Here is an 18,069-nt window from a genome sequence, read left to right as displayed (position 1 = left end):
CGGGAAACCGCCCGCGCGGGTCACAATGGACCTCCACCGGCCTCGACCGCAGGAGCAACCATGACCACCACCCCCCGCACCGTGGGCGTCATCGGCCTGGGCGCCATGGGCGCCCCCATGACCGCGCACCTGGTGGCCGCGGGCCACGACGTGGTGGTGCTGCACCACAGCCTCCACAAGACCGAGGGTGTGCGCCCCGTGGACGACCCCCGCCACATGGCAGGCCAGGCGGACCTCGTGCTCCTCATGGTCCCGGGCGCTCCCGAGATCGACACGCTGCTGCCGCACCTCGCGGACGGTGCGGCAGAGCGGGACGGCGAGCGCGGCGGCGTCGTCATCGCGGTCGGCTCCACCGTGTCCCCGGAGGACGTCGCCCGCTGGCACCGCGAGCACCCGGACCTCGCCCTCGTGGACGCCCCGGTGTCCGGGGGCGAGGCGGGCGCGGTGCGGGGTGAGCTGTCCATCATGGTGGGCGGCGAGGACCGCGCGGCGGCCCTGGCCCTTGAGGTGCTCGCGGCGTGCGGGCGGCCCGTCCACCTGGGGCCGCTGGGCGCGGGCCAGGTGGCCAAGGCGTGCAACCAGCTGGTGTGCGCGGCGGAGATCGTCGCGCTGTCCGAGGCGTCCGTGGTGGCCGAGCGCGCCGGGCTGGACCTCGCCGAGCTGCTGGAGCTGATGGGCGGCGGCTACGCCGGGTCCGTGATCCTGGAGGACAAGACTCCCAAGCTCGTGGCCCACGACTACGAGGTCTCCGCGCGGGCATCGTTCGTGCACAAGGACGTCTCCGCCTACCTCGACGCCGCCCGCGCCTCCGGCACGCGCTCCGTCCTGGGCGGGCCCCTGCTCGACGCCGCGCGCCAGCTCGTGGACGCCGGCCTGGGAGAGCAGGACTCGGCCGTGTTCCAGAAGTGGGTGGCCGGGCGCGACACCGGGGAGGACGCCGGCGCCTCGACCCCGGACCCGTCCGGGACTGCCCGGGCACTCCCGGGCGACCGCTCCGACCAGCCCACCCCCTGGACGTCGGGCGCCGGGCGGGACCGGACCGGAGGCGAACGGTGAGCAACCCCGAGAAGAACCCGCAGCCCACCGTGTGCCGCCCGGGAGCCGCACCCGTCCGCGGTGGGCTGCGCAGCGGCGTCGTCGTGGTGGACGGGCAGGACGGGCCCGTGGAGATCCTCGAACCCCGGGACGTGCCCCTGGGCGGGCCGCGCGGGATGACCGTGCGGCGCACCCTGCCGCAGAAGGGCCGCTCGCTGATCGGCGCGTGGTGCTTCCTGGACTCCTACGGCCCGGACGACGTCGCCGCGACCGGCGGGATGAAGGTCGCCCGCCACCCCCACACCGGGCTGGCCACCGTGTCCTGGCTGTTCGAGGGGCGCATCGACCACGTGGACTCCGCCGGGAACTGGGCCACCGTGCGCCCGGGCGAGGTGGACCTCATGAACGCCGGGCGCGGGATCACCCACTCCGAGTTCTCCACGGCCAACACCAGCGTGCTCCACGGCGTGCAGCTCTGGTACGCGTTCCCGGACGCGGACCGCTTCGGGGAGCCGAGCCTGGACACCCACCGCCCCGAGCCGGTGACCGGCGAGGGGTTCTCCGCGCGCGTGTTCATCGGCTCGCTGCTCGGGACCACCTCCCCCATCGCCACGCGGTTGCCGCTCACGGGCGCGGAGCTGCGGATCGAACCGCGCACCACCGTGGAGATCGACGTGCCGCCCGAGCACGAGCACGGCGCGCTGCGCGTGGACGGCCCGCTCTCCCTGGACGGCGTGCAGATCCCCCGGCACGGCATCGGGTTCACCGGCACGGGCCGTTCCCGCCTGCGCCTGACCACGGGGGAGGACGCCGCCACGGTCCTGCTCATCGGCGGGGCGCCCCTGCACGAGCAGATCGTGATGTGGTGGAACTTCGTGGGCCGCTCCCACGAGGAGATCGAGACCTGGCGGCGGGCCTACATGGAGGAGATGGGCTTCGTGGCGCCGGGTCCGGACTCGCCGCTGGCGCCGGACCGCGCCGGGCAGCCGGTGGGCGGGTCAGAGCTCGACGAGCTGCTCGGCACCGCCTACGACGACGGCCGCCCCTTCCCGCAGTTCGGCACCTTCCCGCCGGGGCAGGCTGACCCGCTGCCCGCACCGGAGCTGCCGAACGCCGTCCTGCGCCCGCGGGGCTGATCCGGCGACGACGCCGCTGCGGCCCCCCCGGCAGGCGCACCTCGGCGCGGGGCCGCGCGGGCGGCGTCGCCCCCTGACGGCCCGCAGATATTGTGCAGCTTTTGCCGTTCTCGGCGGCGAAAGTGGCAAAAGCTGCACTTTGCACGGGGGTGGAGGCGCGCCGGGCAACGTCATGGGGTGTATACCGGGGGCATGGACGTTGTCGTGAAACGGATCTATGACGAGCCCGCGCAGAACGACGGCACCCGCGTGCTGGTCGACCGCGTGTGGCCCCGGGGCATCCGCAAGGCGGACGCGCACCTGGACGACTGGAACAAGGAGGTGGCGCCCTCCACCGAACTGCGCAAGTGGTACGGCCACGACCCCGAGAAGTTCGAGGAGTTCTCCACCCGGTACCGCAAGGAGCTGGAGTCCGGGGAGGGCAAGGAGGGGCTGCAGAAGCTCCGGGACAGCGTGCAGGGCAAGCGGTTGACGCTGCTCACGGCGTCCAAGGCCGTGGACATCAGCCAGGCGACCGTCCTGCAGACGATCCTCTCGGACTGAACCCGCCCGGGCCCCTGCCCGCTGCTGCTCCCGGCGCCACCCACCGGGACCCACAGGCACTCGCCGGGGTCCAAAGGCACTCACCTGGGTCCACGGGCGTTCACCGGGGCTCGCAGGCGCGCACAGGGGCTCTCCGAAGATCATCGGGGCTCACCGGGCATCATCGGCACGCGCCGGGGATCACCGAGGACTACCGGGGCGAGAAGCTCCACTCCTGCCCGGACTCCACCACCACGACCTTCTCGCCGTCACCCACGGCTACCTCCAGGTCCGCGGGCGCCCGGCCATACCTGTGCTGCTCGCTCAGGGAGAGGTCCTGCGCGGCGAAGACCTTCACATCGGGGGTGTCGCTGTCCTCGGAACCGCTAACGCTGAGCCGGTAGTCGGCCGCCGCGCCCGCCGGTACGCGGAACACGCGGGGCCCCTTGCCCGTGACGGGCCTGCCCCGTTCCACCGTGGGAACGTCCGAGAGCGCATGGCCCCGCACCTCCCAGCTCACGCCCTCGCTGCCCTGGGCGTGGAGGACGCCCGTGGTCCGCTGGTAGCCCCCGGTGTTGATGAGTCCCGTTCCGGATGTTCCCGGACGCACGATCGGCAGGGACGCCGAGAGCTGGCCGCCCTTCTTCTCGTGGCCGTTCACGAACAGTGTTCCCCGACCGGAACCCGTGGAGCTCCAGACCACGAGGACGGGGCCGTCGTGCGCGGGGACGGGGATGGCGTTCTCGTCCTCGTCGTTGATCGAGGTCTTCGCGAACGTCCCGGTCCTGCGGAAGAGGGGTTTGCCGCTCGGCACGCCGAGCGCCCGGGCGCCCTCGACAGCCACCGGTGCGTGGGTCGACGCGCTCTCCGCCGGTTGCTTCGACGCCGCCGGGGTCTGTGCCTCCTGCGCCGACGACGCCGCCAGCGTGGACGTCTCTTCGGCCGTCCCGTCCTGCGTGACCACCGGAGCCGGGTCCTCCCCGCCTCCGACCTCCACGGTCCTGACGGCCAGGTAGGCGAGCAGGGCGATCACCGGCAGGATCACGAGGCCCCCGACCGCGGCGAGCGCCACCGCGACCCCCGCGGGGACACCCTCGCGCGCCGGGGCAGCGGTCTTCCAGGAGGGGGTGCTGGTCGGCGAGCCCTCCGGACGGCCCGAAGGCGGTTCGCTGGGAGTGGGGCCGGATGCAGTACTCATGAACACCTCGCACCGTGGTGATGTTTGGCTCATCCTTGCACAGGCGCCGCGATCCGCCCTTCCCATCCGCGAATTTCGCGGCTCGGGCGCGTACCGTGGTTTTCATCCGCGGCCCCTGCGCGGTACACCCCCTGTCCCCATCACGATCGAGGTGTTCCCCCGATGCGTTCCCGTTCCGTCCCTCTCGCGTCCGCGCTCTGTGCCCTCCTGCTGCTCTCGGGCTGCGGCGGAGGCCCCGCGGAAGACCACGACGACGCGGGCGGGGACGCGGCGTCGTCGTCCCAGGAGACGAGTGCCACCCCGACCCCTGAGGAGCCGGCCGAGCTGATCGGCGGGGGCACGCAGCTGTTCCCGGACCGCCGTTTCGTGGCGCTGTACGGGCACCCGGGCACCCCCGGGCTGGGGGCGCTGGGCGAGCAGGGGCCCGAGGCGTCCGTGACGCGGGTCAAGGAACTGGCCAAGAGCTACGAGCCGTACAGTGAGGAGAAGGTGGTCCCCGCGTTCGAGATCATCGCCACCACGGCGTCCTCGGAACCGGGCCCGGACGGCAACTACTCCACGGAATCCACCGTGGAGCAGCTCAAGCCCTACGTGGAGGCCGCGGAGAAGAACGACGTCTACGTGGTGCTGGACCTGCAGCCCGGGCAGGCGGACTTCCTCACGCAGGCCAAGCAGTACGAGGAGCTGCTCAAGCACCCGAACGTGGGCCTGGCCCTGGATCCCGAGTGGCGCCTGGCCCCGGGACAGCTGCCCCTGCAGCAGATCGGCTCCGTGGACGCCGCGGAGATCAACAGGACCTCGGACTGGCTGGTCGCGCTCACCCGGGACAACCGGCTGCCGCAGAAGACCCTGCTCCTGCACCAGTTCTCGATGTCCATGATCCAGAACCGCGAGGCGATCAACACGCAGCACCCCGAGCTGGCGTTCGTGCTGCACGCGGACGGCCACGGCACCCCCGACCTCAAGACGGGCACGTGGAACGCCCTGCAGGAGGGGCTGCCGAAGGGCATCCGCATGGCGTGGAAGAACTTCTACGACGAGGACACCCCCATGTACACCCCGCAGCAGACCTTCGGGATCACCCCCAAGCCCTGGTTCGTCTCCTACCAGTGACCGGGGGGCGGGGCCGTGGGGACCGCGCGCAGTTCGCCCCCGGAGGAAATCCCCCGTCCATGTCTTCCCATCGATTCCGCGCGGGACTACATTGTGAGCACCTGTTCGCTCCACGGAAGGAAGTGTCTATGGGACTCGGTGACAAGATCAGCAATGCTGCGGAGAAGGCAACCGGTGCCGCCAAGGAGAAGGTCGGCGACGCCACGGACAACCGCGACCTGCAGGCCGAAGGCGCTGCAGACAAGATGTCCGGTGGCGCCAAGCAGTCCGTGGAGAACGTCAAGGACGCCGGCAAGAACCTGAAGGACGGGCTGGGCTGAGCTCCGCACCCGCAACCTTTCAACCGGAAGGCCCTCGTCGTCACGACGGGGGCCTTTCGCATGCCCGGACCGCTCAGCGCACCCCGTAGCGGCGGCGGGCGATCAGCAGGCTCCCCAGGGACAGCGCCGCCACCGCGGCGTAGTAGATGCTCGGGGAGGTCAGGGAACCTGTCGCGGAAATCAGCCACGCGAGCACCAGCGGGGCGAAGCCGCCGAACACGGTGACCCCCACGTTGTACGCGATGGACATGCCCGTGGTGCGGATGGCGGTGGGGAACATCTCGCTCAGCAGCGCGGGCATGGGCCCGAAGTACAGCGCCATGATCAGCCCCAGCACCACCTGCACGGCGGTCAGGGTGGCCACCGTGGGGACGGCCACGAGCCACACGAACAGCGGGTAGACGGCCAGCACACCCACCACGGCGGCCACCAGCATGACCCTGCCGCAGCCCACCCGGTCCGCGAGGCGCCCCACAAACGGTGAGCCCACCAGGGTCACGAGGCCGGCCACGATCCCTCCCACGTACGCCGCCCACGAGGGCAGGTCCAGGTTCTGGATGGAGAACGTGGGCATGAACAGGATCGTGTAGACGGACATCGAGGCCAGCCCCACCACGCCGGACGCGGTGAGCCACCGGCCCGCGGAGTGCACGATGGTCTGGGCGAGGGGCCCGCGGCGCCCGCGCGGCGTCGTCGTACCCGCCTGCCCGGTCCGCGCGCCGGGGGACGACGCCGCCCGCGCGCGTTCGTCCTGCAGCTCGCGGAAGTCCGGGGTCTCGTCCATGTACAGCCGGATGAACAGGCCCACGGGCCCGATGAGCAGCCCGAACAGGTAGGGCATGCGCCAGCCCCACGAGTAGAGGGCCTCCTCGCTGATCAGGGTGTGCAGGCCGAAGCCGAACGCGGAGGCCAGGAACATGGACACGCCCTGGGTGGCCACCTGCCACGAGCCGTAGAAGGCGCGCTTGTCCGGGGCGTTCTCGATGAGGAACGCGGTGGCCGTGCCGAACTCGCCGCCCGCGGAGAAGCCCTGGATGAGCCGGGCCAGGAGGATCAGCAGCGCTGCGGCCGGGCCGATCACGGCGGCCGTGGGGGCCACGAGCATGATGAGCGTGCCCAGCATCATGAGCCCGATCGTGATGGTCAGGGCCGGGCGGCGCCCGTGACGGTCCGCGTAGGAGCCAAGCACGAGCGCACCGATCGGGCGGGTCAGGTAGGACACGGCGAACGTGCCCAGGGTCAGCAGGGTGCCCGTGACTCTGCCCACGGACTCGGACTCGAAGAACAGGTGGGAGATCACCACCGCGAGGGACGAGTAGACGATGATGTCGAACCACTCGAGGGCGTTGCCGATCGAGGAGGCCACCACCGCGCGGCGGGCCGTGGCCCGCTGGTCGCCGGTGACGGGGTGCTGAACGGGTGCGCTGCTCATGCCTGCACGCTAGTCCACCTCTGTGCGCCACCGCGGGGTCCGTGACGCCGCATGACCCTGGCGGACGTCCTATGCTGGGGCCGGACGAATCACCCCTGCAGGCATCCGAAGGAGCAACTCAATGATCTTCATCGTGGTCAAGTTCGAGGCCAAGGACGAGTACGTGGAGCGTTGGCCGGAGCTCGTGGCCGAGTTCACCGAGGCCACCCGCCAGGAGCCCGGCAACAAGTGGTTCGAGTGGTCCCGCAGCCTGGAGAACCCGAACGAGTACGTGCTGGTGGAGGCCTTCGAGGAGGACGCCGCCGAGGCGCACGTGAACTCGGAGCACTTCCGGAAGATGACCGAGCAGTTCCCGCAGTACCTGGTGAAGACCCCGCGCATCATCTCCCGCCAGGTCGAGGGGGACGGCTGGGAGGAGATGGGCGAGGTGCAGGTCTCGAACTGACCCGGCCGCCGCGGTGAGTGCAGAGCCCGCGGGACCGGGCCCTGGTGGGACCGGATTCACCGGTCCCGGCGGGGCCCGTCACCCGGGCCTCAATGACGCGGGCAGCACGGGTGAGTTCCTCGTGGGCCTGGACATCGGTGGCTCCCACACGCGCGGCGTCCTGTTCCGCGGGCGGACACCCGTGCGCGAGGCGCGCGCCGGGTCCGCGAACGTGCAGAACGTCCCTGCGGAGCAGGCACGCGCGTCCCTGGAGTCCGTCCTGACGGAGCTCGGGGCCTCCCCCGCCACACCTGTGGTCGCGGGCTCCGGAGGCGTGGACACCGCGCACGACGCCGCTCGGCTGGCCGGTCTCATCCGTACCGCCGGATCCCTGGACCCGTCCGCGAGCGTGACGGCCGTGCACGACACCCGCCTGATCCTCGCCGCCGGCGGTCACACGTCCGGGATCGCGCTCATCGCGGGAACCGGCTCGGTGGCCTGGGGTGTGGACGTCTCTGGCCGCGAGGTGCGCGCCGGCGGCTGGGGATACCTGCTCGGTGACGAGGGCAGCGGCTACTGGATCGGCCGGGAGGCCGTGCGCCGGGTGCTGCGGCGGGCCCAGCAATCCGCTGCCGGGGGCGAGGAGGACGCACTCACCCGGGTGGTGCTGGAGCACGCCGGAGTGGCCGAGCCCACCGACCTGATCGGCGCGTTCCACGACCATCCGGACCGGTCCCACTGGGCAGGGCTCGCGCGCCCCGTGTGCGAGCTGGCCACCTCCGGGGACGCCGTGGCGGCCGCGCTGACGGCGGCGGCCGCGGAGCACCTCGCGGACCTCGTGCTCACGGTGGCGCGCGCCATGGCCGAACCCCTGCCCGTGGTCGTGGGCGGAGGGCTCACCGGGTCCGCGGTGGGCCAGCGGGTGGCGGAACTGCTGCAGGGGCAGGGCCTGTCCGTGACCCTCCTGGACCGCGAACCGGTCCTGGGGGCGCCGCTGCTCGCCCGCTGCGCCCCGGGTTGGCCGCGCAGGCCGAGTTCCGTGGCCCCGCCCTTGCCCACCATGACCGCGACGCATAACGAGGCCCCGGGAACGGCCGACCCGGCGTCGTCGTTCCACGAAAAAGATGCGGATACATGAAAAACCGGGTACCCCGTGGGAGGCACCCGGTTCGTCACACGGGGACTCAGCGGAACGCGCCCACCCCCGTGAGCTGCTGGCCCAGGATCAGGGAGTGCACCTCGTCCGTGCCCTCGTAGGTGCGCACGGACTCCAGGTTGTTGGCGTGGCGCAGCGGCGAGTAGTCCAGGGTGACGCCGTTGCCGCCCAGGATGGTGCGGGCCTCGCGGGCGATCTTGATGGCCTCACGGCAGTTGTTGAGCTTGCCCACCGAGATCTGGTGGTTCTGCAGCTTTCCGGCGTCCTTGAGGCGCCCGAGCTGCAGGGCGAGCAGGAAGCCCTTGTCGATCTCCAGCGCCATGTTCACGAGCTTCTGCTGCGTCATCTGGTAGCCGGAGAGCGGACGGTCGAACTGCATGCGCTCCTGCGAGTACGCCAGCGCGGCCTCGAAGGAGTCGCGCGCGGCACCCATGGCACCCCAGATGATGCCGTAGCGGGCCTCGTTGAGGCACGAGAACGGACCGCGCAGACCCTTGGCCTCGGGCAGCATGGCGGAGGCGGGGAGGCGGACGTCCGTGAGCTCGATGTCGCACTGGATGGACGCGCGCATGGACAGCTTGGCCGTGATGGGCGTGGCCTTGAAGCCCGGGGTGTCGGTGGGGACCACGAAACCGCGGATCCCGTCGTCGGTCTGCGCCCAGATCACGGCCACCTTGGCCACGCTGGCCAGCCCGATCCAGCGCTTGGCGCCGTTGATGACCCAGTCCTCGCCGTCCTTGCGGGCGAAGGTCTTCATGGACGAGGGGTCGGAGCCCGCGGTGGGCTCGGTCAGCCCGAAGCAGCCGATGGCCTCACCGGCGGCCATCTGCGGCAGCCACTGCTGCTTCTGCTCCTCGGAGCCCCACTTGTAGATGGCGCTCATGGCCAGCGAGCCCTGCACGGACACGAACGTGCGCAGACCGGAGTCCCCGGCCTCCAGCTCCGCACCGGCCAGGCCGTACTCCACGGCGGAGCGGCCCGCGCAACCGTAGCCCTTGAGGTGCATGCCGAGCAGGCCCAGCTTGGCCATCTCCGGCACGATCTCGAGCGGGAAGACGGCGTTGTCGTACCACTCGGCGATGTTCGGCTTGATGGTGGCATCCACGAACTCGCGCACCTTCGCGCGCAGCGCGATCTCTTCTTCGGACAGCAGGGAGTCGAAGCTCACCAGGTCCATGACGTCCACGGGAATCAGTTCACTCATGGGTCCACTGTATGACTTCGGACACACCGCGCGTAGCCGGGTGCCGAGCCTGATTTCTCACATCTGCCGCTCCCGGGGCTGCCGCAGCCACTTGGTAACGGTCTCGGTGTCCTCCCCCAGCTGCGGCGGGGCCTGTGTGGGGGACGCCAGCGGCGGGGTCCACTGCGCCGGATGGCGGAACTGGCGGCCCACGGTCGTGCCCGTGCGGTCCTGGACGTCCACGGTCGGTTCCAGCCCGAGCTCCTCGGCCAGGGCCACGCCCTCGTCGATGCCGCCCACCTTGCCCGCGGGCACTCCCACCTCGGTCAGGGCCTCCTGCCACTCGGAGGCGGTCCGCGCGGCCAGGGCCTCCTCGAGCAGTGCGGTGAGCTCCTCCCGGTGGTCCACGCGGGCGCCGTTGCTCGCGTAGCGCTCGTCCTCGGCGGTCTCGGGGATGCCGAGCACCTCGGTGAATTTCCGGAACTGGCGGTCGTTGCCCACCGTCACGGCCAGGGGCGCGTCCGAGCACTGCAGCAGCTGGTACGGCACGATCGACGGGTGGTCGTTGCCCATCCGCTGCGGCACCTTTCCGGCCCCCAGGTACGCCTGGCCCTGGTTCACCAGCGCGCCCTGCAGGCTGGAGAGCAGACTGACGTCGATGTGCGCGCCGCGGCCCGTGCGGCGTCGTTGTTCGAGCGCGGCGAGCGTGCCGATCGTGGCGTCCTTGGCGGTGAGCACGTCCACGAGCGCGACGCCCGCCTTGGTGGGCTCGCCGTCCGCGCGGCCGGTGATGCTCATGAGCCCGCCCACGGCCTGCACCAGGAAGTCGTAGCCGGCCAGGTGCGCGCCGCCCGCGGTGCCGAAGCCGGAGACGGACACGAAGACCACGCCGGGGTTCTCCGCGGAGATCTCGTCGTAGCCGAGTCCCAGCTTGGCCATCCCGCCGGGCTTGAAGTTCTCCACGACCACGTCCGCGCGCAGGGCCAGCTCACGCGCGAGCTCCCGGCCCTCGTCCTCCCGCAGGTCCAGGCACACGGACTCCTTGTTGCGGTTCACGGACTCGTAGTATGTGGGCCCGGTCTCGGAGAACGGCGGGCCCCAGTGCCGGGTGTCGTCCCCGGTGCCGGGGCGCTCCACCTTGATCACGCGCGCACCCAGGTCCGCGAGCGTCATGGTGCACAGCGGCCCGGCGAGCACGCGCGAGAAGTCGGCGACGAGCACGCCGTCCAGGGGCAGGGGATCGGTCACGGGGTCCTCCTAGGGTCGGGGTTCCTCCCCACTCTATGACCGGGACCACACCCATCGGGCACCCGCCCGGAATGGCAAGGACGACGACGCCGCTCGCGCCCGCTCCGCCTCACCCCGCCCTGCGCGTCGGCTCAGCCCAGCTCACCCTGCGCCACCCTGCGCAGCGTGGCCGTGAGCATCTCCAGCCCGGCGAGCATGTCCTCGTCCGACGTGAACTCGTACTCGTTGTGCGTGATGCCCTTGTGGGAGGGCACGAACAGCATCACCGTGGGCAGCACGTCCTTCACGTTCGTGGAGTCGTGGCCGGCCAGTGTCATGATCCGGGTGTGCGGCAGGTCCAGCTCTGTCACGACCTCCTGCGCGAGCGCCAGACCCTCCGGGGCGTACTCCAGCACGTCCCACGCGTGGCGGTTCACGGTCTGAATTTCCACGTTCGCGGCCCGGGCGGCCTCCTCCACCTCCCGGGCAAAGTGCTCGTCCGCGGCGGTCAGGCGCTCGGCGTCCGGGCTGCGGAGGTCGATCACCAGGCGGGCCTCGCGGGCCACGGCCACCGGGGAGTTGGGCTCGATCAGCAGCTCCCCGCAGGACGTGATGACGTCGTGCTCCAGCGCCACCTTCCGCGCCGAGGCGATCAGCAGCGACGCCCCGAGCAGCGCGTCCTTGCGGTCCTCGATGAGCGTGGACCCGGTGTGCGCCTGCTCCCCGAGCACCAGGAACTCGTACTTGCGCACGCCCCACGTGGCCTCCACCAGACCAATGGTGAAGCCGTCCTCCTCCATGGACTTGCCCTGCTGGATGTGCAGCTCCACGTACGCGGTGGCCTCCGGAATGCTGTCCTCGCCGCGCTGGCCGAGGGCATCCAGGGCCTCTCGCACGCTGACGCCGGCGGTGTCCCGGACCTCGAGCGTCTCCTCCAGGTCCCGCTTGCCCGTGTAGACCGAGCTGCCCATCATGGACGGCTTGAACCGGCAGCCCTCCTCGTTGAACCAGTTCACGACGCACAGGTTCCGGCTCAGCTCCACCTCCCCCGACGACGCTGCACGGAACAGTTCCGCGCACGCGTGCGCCCCCGCGAGCACGCCGTACGCGCCGTCGAACCGCCCGGCCCGCGGCTGCGAGTCCAGGTGCGATCCCACCAGCACGTAGGGAGCGCCGGGCGTGCGCTCGAACAGGCCGAACTGGTTGCCGACGGCGTCGTAGTGCACCGTGGCGCCGCGCGCCGTGAGCCAGCCCGCGAACCACTGCCGGTTCAGCCCGTCCGCCTCGGTGGCCGCCTGCCGCTCGACCCCGCCGGACTCGAGCCCGCCGTTGCGGGACATCTGCGCGAACGCGTCCAGGAAGTCGGAGCCGTGCTGCTGGGTCATGAGGGAGCCTCCCGAGGCGCGTCGGAGCGGGGCGGAACCCCGCCGGTGATCGTGAGGCCATGCTACGTGCCGGGTGTGACGCGCATCTCGTGCGGAGCGCATCTCCGGCCAGCCGACGCGGCGGGGACGGGCAGCGGGGCGACCCTTCCTGGGATCGGCCGACGGCTCGGACACGCCGGCCTGCGCGCCGCTACGGCCCTCTCGTCTCCCCCGTCCGGCAGAGCGTTGGGACGACGACGCCGCTCTACCCCTCCCGCGGTCGTCGCACCGCTTTCTCCACACCGCTGGCGACGAGCAGCGCGCACGTGAGCCAGATGGCACCACCCGGACCGAACGGGGCGGCCACCGCGCCGGCGGCCACGGGGAGGATCACCTGCCCCAGCCGGTTCCCCATGAGCCGCACCGCGAGCGCCGAGCCGCGCCATGTGCCCGGGACTGCGGTGGAGATCAGGGTCATGGTCAGGGGCTGGCCCAGGCCCAGGAAGAACCCGCCCACGGCCAGGAAAAGGGCGGCCCACCAGAAGCTGTCCAGGAACAGCGGGGGAACGATCAGCGCCAGCCCGGAGGCCAGCAGGCTCGCGATCAGCAGCGCGCGGCGCGAGAACCTCCCGGACAGCAGCGGCAGCAGCAGGCGGGACGCGATCGATGCCAGTCCGCGGGCCCCCAGGAGCACACCCACCACGGAGGGGGCCACTCCCGCCTCCTCGCCCACGAGCGGCAGGAACGCGGTGAGGATGTCGATCATGGCCAGCAGGGACAGGGACGCCACCATGTTGGACATGACCCCCGGGGCCCGGAGGATGCGCAGCACGTCGGGCCGCTCGTCGGCGCGTGGTGCGCGCTTGGCGGCGCTCGGGGCGTCGTCCCCGCCGGACGGTGCGGCGGGTGACCCCCCGGTCGCTCCCTCCGGGGTCGAACCCCCGGCCCCGGACGCCACACCGGTCCCGGGGGTGCCGGACGCCGACGCGGAGGTGTCCGGAACCGAGGTGCCGTGGGGTGTGGGGTCCGCTGCGGCGTCGTCGTCGGGGGGCGCCCCTGCACCGGGGCGGCGCGAGGCGGGGCCCAGGCGGAAGGCCAGCAGCGGTGCGGCGGCAACCGTGACGAGCACGCCGATCCACAGGCTCTCGTTCACCGCGGCGAGGCGTTCGGGGGAGGCGACGTCCGAGCCGTGGCCCACGATCCACCCGCCGAGCGCCGGGCCGATCATCTGGCCCGCGGAGAACGCGGCGGTGAACCACCCGAAACCCTTGTCAAGGTCCTTGTCCTGGGCGTAGCGGGCGATCGCGGTCTGCCCGCCGATCGTGAAGCACAGGTGGCCCATGCCCAGGACCGCGCTGGCGGTGAAGATCAGCCACACGGAGTCCGCGAGCGCCAGGCCCACGCCGGCGACACCCAGCAGGCCCACGCCGGCGAGGATCAGCAGCCGCAGCTGGGGGATCCGGTCCGACATGCGCCCCAGCCACACCGCGCTGACCAGGGGCAGGAGGGCGTAGGCCGCGGTGGTGAGGCCGATGACCACCGGGTCCGCACCGAGGCCCAGCAGCTTGTACGAGGTGATCGGGCGGAACAGGTTCAGCCCGGACTGCGTGAGCACCGCACACCCCACCAGGATCCACAGCCACGTGCTGGAACGGGGTGCGCGGGTGCTCTGGGCCATGCGTTCCAGCGTAGGTGCCCCGGGCCCGGCAGGATCAGACGCCGGACAGTGGATGACGTTCCACGGTGGTGTGCAGCGCCCCTCCCGACCGCCCCTCCCCCAGTTCCGAGGACACCAGGCGGATCTCCCCCACGGTCCACTCCGGGCCCTCGTACACGGACAGCGCGTGCACCACGTGCGCGAGCTCGGGGCCGGTGTGCGCGCGGACGCGTGAGCCGCGGCGTCGTTCCTTGGCCTGGCGCGCACGCTCGGTGCGCGAGGTGCGGGCCACGGTGAGGTGCGCGCGCTGACGGGCACGTTCATCAGGGTCCAGGGAGCACGCGTGCATCAGCTCGGTCAGCTCGGCGGTCTGACCGGCCACCCCCACCCAGAGCGTGGTGCCGGAGAAGGAGCCCGCCCCGTGCAGGCTCACCCGCAGCGGCGGGAACGAGCGGGCGACCTCCCGCAGGTGCTCCGAGAGATCGGGCACGGCCCCCTCCGGCTGGTCCCCGTAGAACGCGAGGGTCAGGTGCCACTGCTCGGGATCACCCCAGCGCAGGGCGGTGCCGGTCAGGGCGCGGACCTCGGTCATCGCGCGGACCAGGTGCTCGCGGGCGGCCCGCGGCGGGTGGGCGGCGGCGAAGAGCCTCATGGCACCACTGTAGGCGGCGATCCGGCAGCCCCAACGGCGCTCACGCGATCGGCACACGGTGCCGGCGGGGCACCGGACTGGCTAGGGTGGTCCCACCGCACATGAGAGGACGCCACCATGACATCGGAGATGAAGTTCTCGATCATCCTCACCGGCGTGGGCCTGCTGGGCTTCCTGGCCAGCTACGGCTGGCTGCTGTGGGATGCGCGCAACCCGGTGGGCGGGGCGAACATCGGCGCGGGCATGATGTGCATGCTCACGGCGGGGCTCGCCGTGGCCGGACTGCTGTGCATGCTGGCCGTGTACTTGTCCCGGTTCATCGTGGGCAGGGACGACTGAGATTCGGACGCTCCGGCCCTCACCGCCGCGGCAGCTCCACCAGTTCCACGCTCGTGAGCGCACCCGCATCCGCCGCGACCCGCATGTAGCTGCAGTGCGGTTGCCGCCTGCGATCCGTGGGGGACCCGGGGTTCAGCAGCCGCATGCCGGAGGGTGCCACGGTGTCCCACGGGATGTGGCTGTGGCCGAACACCAGCACGTCCGTGTCCGGGAACGCGGCGTCCATGCGCTTCTCCCGGCCCTGCTTCTCCCCGGTCTCGTGGGTCATGGCCCAGCGCAGGCCCTCGAGCTCCCAGCGGGCGGTCTCCGGCATCTCGGCGCGCAGTTCCAGCCCGTCGTTGTTGCCCCACACGCAGACCAGCCGGCGGGAGCGCTCGCGCAGCGCCTCGAACGTGGCCAGGTCCACCCAGTCACCGGCGTGCACGACGACGTCCGCGGCCTCGACCTCGCGCCACACCTGAGCGGGCAGGTCCTTGGCGCGCTTGGGCAGGTGGGTGTCCGCGAGCAGCAGCAGAGAAGTGGCCATGGCCCCATTCTCGCGCGCGAGTGGACGGACCGAGGAACACCGAGCGCCGTTGCGCACGGGCTCCCCATTCTCGCGCGCGTGAACGGTCCGCACCCGGCGGCGCAGAGCCACGCGACTCAGGGGGACGCGCCGGAGGCGGTGGCCGGGCCCGGCGCCCCGGGGACGGTGCGCGGCGTCGTCGTCGTGCGCAGCAGCAGCCGGGCGGCCTGAGAACGTGGCGGCCGAGGGTTCAGCGGGAGGGGGCTCAGCGGGAGGGGACGGTGGGGTCGCCCGGGAAGAGGCGCGGGCCCAGCCAGACCGAGACGTAGACCAGCGCCACGAGCACCGGAACCTCGATCAGCGGACCCACCACGCCCGCGAGCGCCTGGCCCGAGGTGGCCCCGAACGTGCCGATGGCCACCGCGATGGCCAGCTCGAAGTTGTTGCCCGCCGCAGTGAACGCCACGGTGGTGGACCGGGCGTAGCCCAGCCCCGCGGCCCGGGAGCCGAGCATCCCCAGGGCGAACATGACGGCGAAGTAGCACAGCAGGGGCAGCGCGATCCGGACCACGTCCCACGGCTGGGAGGTGATGGCGTCCCCCTGCAGGGCGAAGAGCACCACGATGGTGAACAGCAGCCCGTACAGCGCCCACGGTCCGATCCTGGGCAGGAAGCGCTCCTCATACCACTGCCGCCCCTTGGCCCGTTCCCCCAGAACGCGGGTGAGGAACCCCGCGAGCAACGGGATGCCCAGGAACACGAGCACCGAGACCACGATGGCCCCCACGGAGAACTCGGCGGACGTGGTGGGCAGGCCCAGCCACGCGGGCAGCACCTGCAGGTAGAACCAGCCCAGCAGGCCGAACGCAAGCACCTGGAACACGGAGTTGACGGCCACGAGCACGGCGGCGGCCTCCCGGTCACCGCACGCGAGGTCGTTCCAGATCAGCACCATGGCGATGCAGCGGGCCAGGCCCACGATGATCAGCCCCGTGCGGTACTCGGGCAGGTCCGGCAGCAGCAGCCACCCCAGGGTGAACATCACCGCGGGGCCCACCACCCAGTTCAGCAGCAGGGAGAGGGCCATCAGCCGCCGGTCCCCGGTCACACGGGCCGTCTCGTCGTAGCGGACCTTCGCGAGCACCGGGTACATCATCACCAGCAGGCCCACCGCGATGGGCAGGGACACCTGGCCGATCGTCACGGACTCCAGTGCCGCACCCAGGGCGGGGACGAAGCGCCCGAGCAGCAGCCCGGCGGCCATCGCCACCAGGATCCACACGGGCAGCCAGCGGTCGAGGAAGGACATCTCCCGCAGCACCGGTCTCGTCTCGGCAGGTCGGGTGGAGGGGGCTGCGGTCATGGCTGAGGGGTCCTTCTGGTGATGGGGTGTGCGGGGGCTCAGCACTCGATGACGTTCACGGCCAGGCCGCCGCGAGAGGTCTCCTTGTACTTGATCTTCATGTCCGCGCCGGTCTCGCGCATGGTCTTGACCACCTGGTCCAGGGAGACCTTGTGGATACCGTCCCCCTGCATGGACAGCCGCGCGGAGTTGATGGCCTTGACGCTGGCGATCGCGTTGCGCTCGATGCACGGGATCTGCACGAGCCCGCCCACGGGGTCGCACGTGAGCCCCAGGTTGTGCTCGATGCCCATCTCCGCGGCGCACTCCACCTGGCGGGCGCTGCCGCCCAGCACGGCGCACAGCCCGGCCGCGGCCATGGAGCACGCGGAGCCCACCTCACCCTGGCAGCCCACCTCCGCACCGGAGATCGAGGCGTTCTCCTTGATCACGATCCCGATCGCGGCGGCGGTGAGCAGGAAGTCCACGATCTTGTCGTCACAGGCGTCCTTCATGAAGCGCGTGTAGAAGTGCAGCACCGCGGGGATGATCCCGGCCGCACCGTTGGTGGGGGCGGTGACGATCCGACCGCCGGACGCGTTCTCCTCGTTCACGGCGAGCGCGTAGAGGTTCACCCAGTCCATGCCGTACAGGGGGTCGTTGCCGGGCTCCTTGGCCAGCAGCCGCTTGCGCATCTCGGGCGCACGACGCCGCACCTTCAATCCCCCGGGCAGGGTCTTCTCCTCGCGGGTGCAGCCGTTCTCCACGCACTCCTGCATCACGGACCAGATGTGCAGCAGCTGGTCCCGGGTCTCCTGCGCGGGGCGCCACGAGAGCTCGTTGGCGGCCATCACCTGCGCGATGGTCAGGTTCGCGGACTCGCAGATGGCCAGCAGCTCGTCGCCCGTGCTGAACGGGTACTTGACGGGGGTGGTGTCCTCCACGATCTTGTCCGCGCTGCTCTTGGAGTCGTCCACCACGAACCCGCCGCCCACGGAGTAGTAGATGCTGTCGCGGATCACGTCACCGGCGGCGTCGTACGCGGTGAAGCTCATGCCGTTGGGGTGGGTGGGCAGGGACTTGCGGCGGTGCATCACCACGTCCTGCGCGCGGTCGAACGCGATGGGGTGTTCACCGCCCAGCAGCAGCTCGCCCTTCTCGCTCGCGAGCGCGACCTTCTCGTCCGCGTGGTCGGTGTCCACGGTCTCGGGGTCCTCGCCCATGAGGCCCAGCACCACGGCCTTGTCCGAGCCGTGGCCCCACCCGGTGGCGCCGAGGGAGCCGAAGAGCTGGGAGTGCACGCGGGTCACGGAGCCCAGCAGGGCGTCGTCGGCGAGGCCCGCCACGAACAGCCGGGCGGCCCGCATGGGACCCACGGTGTGGGAGGACGACGGTCCGATTCCCACCGAGAACAAATCCAGAGCACTGAGCGCCACGGCCACATCTCCCCACTGTCGAACACCG

The 18,069-nt window shown here is 71.5% G+C and carries 18 protein-coding genes; 8 read left to right on the top strand and 10 right to left on the bottom strand.

The window, feature by feature from the left end:
- Nucleotides 1-60 precede the first annotated feature (60 nt).
- From DNL27_RS01020 to DNL27_RS01010, 3 genes are all read left to right on the top strand, one after another.
- Nucleotides 61-1,056, top strand: a complete 996-nt coding sequence (locus tag DNL27_RS01020) for an NAD(P)-dependent oxidoreductase (protein ID WP_112234436.1) — start codon at nucleotides 61-63, stop codon at nucleotides 1,054-1,056.
- Nucleotides 1,053-2,171: a pirin family protein gene (locus tag DNL27_RS01015; RefSeq protein ID WP_112234435.1), complete on the top strand. Its 1,119-nt coding sequence runs from the start codon at nucleotides 1,053-1,055 to the stop codon at nucleotides 2,169-2,171. Before DNL27_RS01020 ends, DNL27_RS01015 begins: the two co-directional genes overlap by 4 nt.
- Before the next feature lie 192 nt (nucleotides 2,172-2,363).
- Nucleotides 2,364-2,714 carry a DUF488 domain-containing protein gene (locus DNL27_RS01010; RefSeq protein ID WP_112234434.1) on the top strand — a complete coding sequence of 117 codons (351 nt, stop codon included), beginning with the start codon at nucleotides 2,364-2,366 and terminating at the stop codon, nucleotides 2,712-2,714.
- 190 nt (nucleotides 2,715-2,904) lie between these two features.
- On the opposite strand, the gene DNL27_RS01005 is transcribed toward DNL27_RS01010, so the two are convergent.
- Entirely contained in the window at nucleotides 2,905-3,891 is a 987-nt protein-coding gene (locus DNL27_RS01005; protein WP_162627079.1) for a hypothetical protein, read from the bottom strand.
- Nucleotides 3,892-4,053: 162 nt separating this feature from the next.
- Between DNL27_RS01005 and DNL27_RS01000 the strand changes: the two genes are divergently transcribed.
- Together DNL27_RS01000 and DNL27_RS00995 are read left to right on the top strand one after the other, a co-directional pair.
- Nucleotides 4,054-5,004, top strand: a complete 951-nt coding sequence (locus DNL27_RS01000; protein ID WP_112234432.1) for a hypothetical protein — start codon at nucleotides 4,054-4,056, stop codon at nucleotides 5,002-5,004.
- Nucleotides 5,005-5,132: 128 nt separating this feature from the next.
- Nucleotides 5,133-5,324, top strand: a complete 192-nt coding sequence (locus DNL27_RS00995; protein ID WP_012397150.1) for a CsbD family protein — start codon at nucleotides 5,133-5,135, stop codon at nucleotides 5,322-5,324.
- A gap of 73 nt (nucleotides 5,325-5,397) precedes the next feature.
- On the opposite strand, the gene DNL27_RS00990 is transcribed toward DNL27_RS00995, so the two are convergent.
- Nucleotides 5,398-6,756 carry an MFS transporter gene (locus DNL27_RS00990; protein WP_112234431.1) on the bottom strand — a complete coding sequence of 453 codons (1,359 nt, stop codon included), beginning with the start codon at nucleotides 6,754-6,756 and terminating at the stop codon, nucleotides 5,398-5,400.
- A 121-nt stretch (nucleotides 6,757-6,877) separates the two neighbouring features.
- On the opposite strand from DNL27_RS00990, the gene DNL27_RS00985 reads away from it, so the two are divergent.
- Both DNL27_RS00985 and DNL27_RS00980 read left to right on the top strand, forming a co-directional pair.
- Nucleotides 6,878-7,201, top strand: a complete 324-nt coding sequence (locus tag DNL27_RS00985) for a putative quinol monooxygenase (RefSeq protein ID WP_012397148.1) — start codon at nucleotides 6,878-6,880, stop codon at nucleotides 7,199-7,201.
- Between the two features lie 121 nt (nucleotides 7,202-7,322).
- Nucleotides 7,323-8,318, top strand: coding sequence for an N-acetylglucosamine kinase (locus DNL27_RS00980; RefSeq protein ID WP_239494402.1), 996 nt, complete (start codon nucleotides 7,323-7,325; stop codon nucleotides 8,316-8,318).
- Nucleotides 8,319-8,364: 46 nt separating this feature from the next.
- Here the strand turns inward: DNL27_RS00980 and DNL27_RS00975 are convergent, their stop codons facing one another.
- The 5 genes from DNL27_RS00975 to thpR all read right to left on the bottom strand — a co-directional run bounded on the left by DNL27_RS00975 (nucleotide 8,365) and on the right by thpR (nucleotide 14,419).
- On the bottom strand, nucleotides 8,365-9,540 hold the full coding sequence (locus tag DNL27_RS00975) for an acyl-CoA dehydrogenase family protein (RefSeq protein WP_197408483.1): 1,176 nt from the start codon (nucleotides 9,538-9,540) through the stop codon (nucleotides 8,365-8,367).
- Nucleotides 9,541-9,597: 57 nt separating this feature from the next.
- Nucleotides 9,598-10,767 carry a CaiB/BaiF CoA-transferase family protein gene (locus DNL27_RS00970; protein ID WP_112234430.1) on the bottom strand — a complete coding sequence of 390 codons (1,170 nt, stop codon included), beginning with the start codon at nucleotides 10,765-10,767 and terminating at the stop codon, nucleotides 9,598-9,600.
- Nucleotides 10,768-10,898: 131 nt separating this feature from the next.
- A complete protein-coding gene (locus tag DNL27_RS00965) occupies nucleotides 10,899-12,131 on the bottom strand; it encodes a M20 family metallo-hydrolase (RefSeq protein ID WP_112234429.1) in 1,233 nt (410 codons plus the stop codon).
- A 244-nt stretch (nucleotides 12,132-12,375) separates the two neighbouring features.
- Complete coding sequence (locus DNL27_RS00960; protein ID WP_039101456.1) at nucleotides 12,376-13,788, bottom strand: MFS transporter; 1,413 nt, start codon at nucleotides 13,786-13,788, stop codon at nucleotides 12,376-12,378.
- A 34-nt stretch (nucleotides 13,789-13,822) separates the two neighbouring features.
- Nucleotides 13,823-14,419, bottom strand: a complete 597-nt coding sequence (gene thpR / locus DNL27_RS00955) for an RNA 2',3'-cyclic phosphodiesterase (protein WP_039101455.1) — start codon at nucleotides 14,417-14,419, stop codon at nucleotides 13,823-13,825.
- A gap of 117 nt (nucleotides 14,420-14,536) precedes the next feature.
- Here thpR and DNL27_RS00950 point away from each other — a divergent pair, with 117 nt between their 5' ends.
- Nucleotides 14,537-14,758: a hypothetical protein gene (locus tag DNL27_RS00950; protein ID WP_039101454.1), complete on the top strand. Its 222-nt coding sequence runs from the start codon at nucleotides 14,537-14,539 to the stop codon at nucleotides 14,756-14,758.
- Between the two features lie 19 nt (nucleotides 14,759-14,777).
- Here the strand turns inward: DNL27_RS00950 and DNL27_RS00945 are convergent, their stop codons facing one another.
- From DNL27_RS00945 to DNL27_RS00935, 3 genes are all read right to left on the bottom strand, one after another.
- Nucleotides 14,778-15,284 carry a metallophosphoesterase gene (locus DNL27_RS00945; protein ID WP_039101453.1) on the bottom strand — a complete coding sequence of 169 codons (507 nt, stop codon included), beginning with the start codon at nucleotides 15,282-15,284 and terminating at the stop codon, nucleotides 14,778-14,780.
- A gap of 244 nt (nucleotides 15,285-15,528) precedes the next feature.
- Nucleotides 15,529-16,626, bottom strand: a complete 1,098-nt coding sequence (gene arsB / locus DNL27_RS00940) for an ACR3 family arsenite efflux transporter (protein ID WP_012397137.1) — start codon at nucleotides 16,624-16,626, stop codon at nucleotides 15,529-15,531.
- Between the two features lie 38 nt (nucleotides 16,627-16,664).
- Nucleotides 16,665-18,041 (bottom strand): L-serine ammonia-lyase, encoded by a 1,377-nt coding sequence (locus tag DNL27_RS00935; protein WP_039101538.1) that lies wholly within the window; start codon nucleotides 18,039-18,041, stop codon nucleotides 16,665-16,667.
- Between the last annotated feature and the right edge of the window lie 28 nt (nucleotides 18,042-18,069).

Source organism: Kocuria sp. BT304 (assembly GCF_003290245.1).
In the GTDB taxonomy this organism is placed as follows: Bacteria; Actinomycetota; Actinomycetes; order Actinomycetales; family Micrococcaceae; genus Kocuria; species Kocuria rhizophila_A.
The sequence above is the reverse complement of the archived record's forward strand: the minus strand, read 5'-3'. Positions and strand labels throughout refer to the sequence as shown.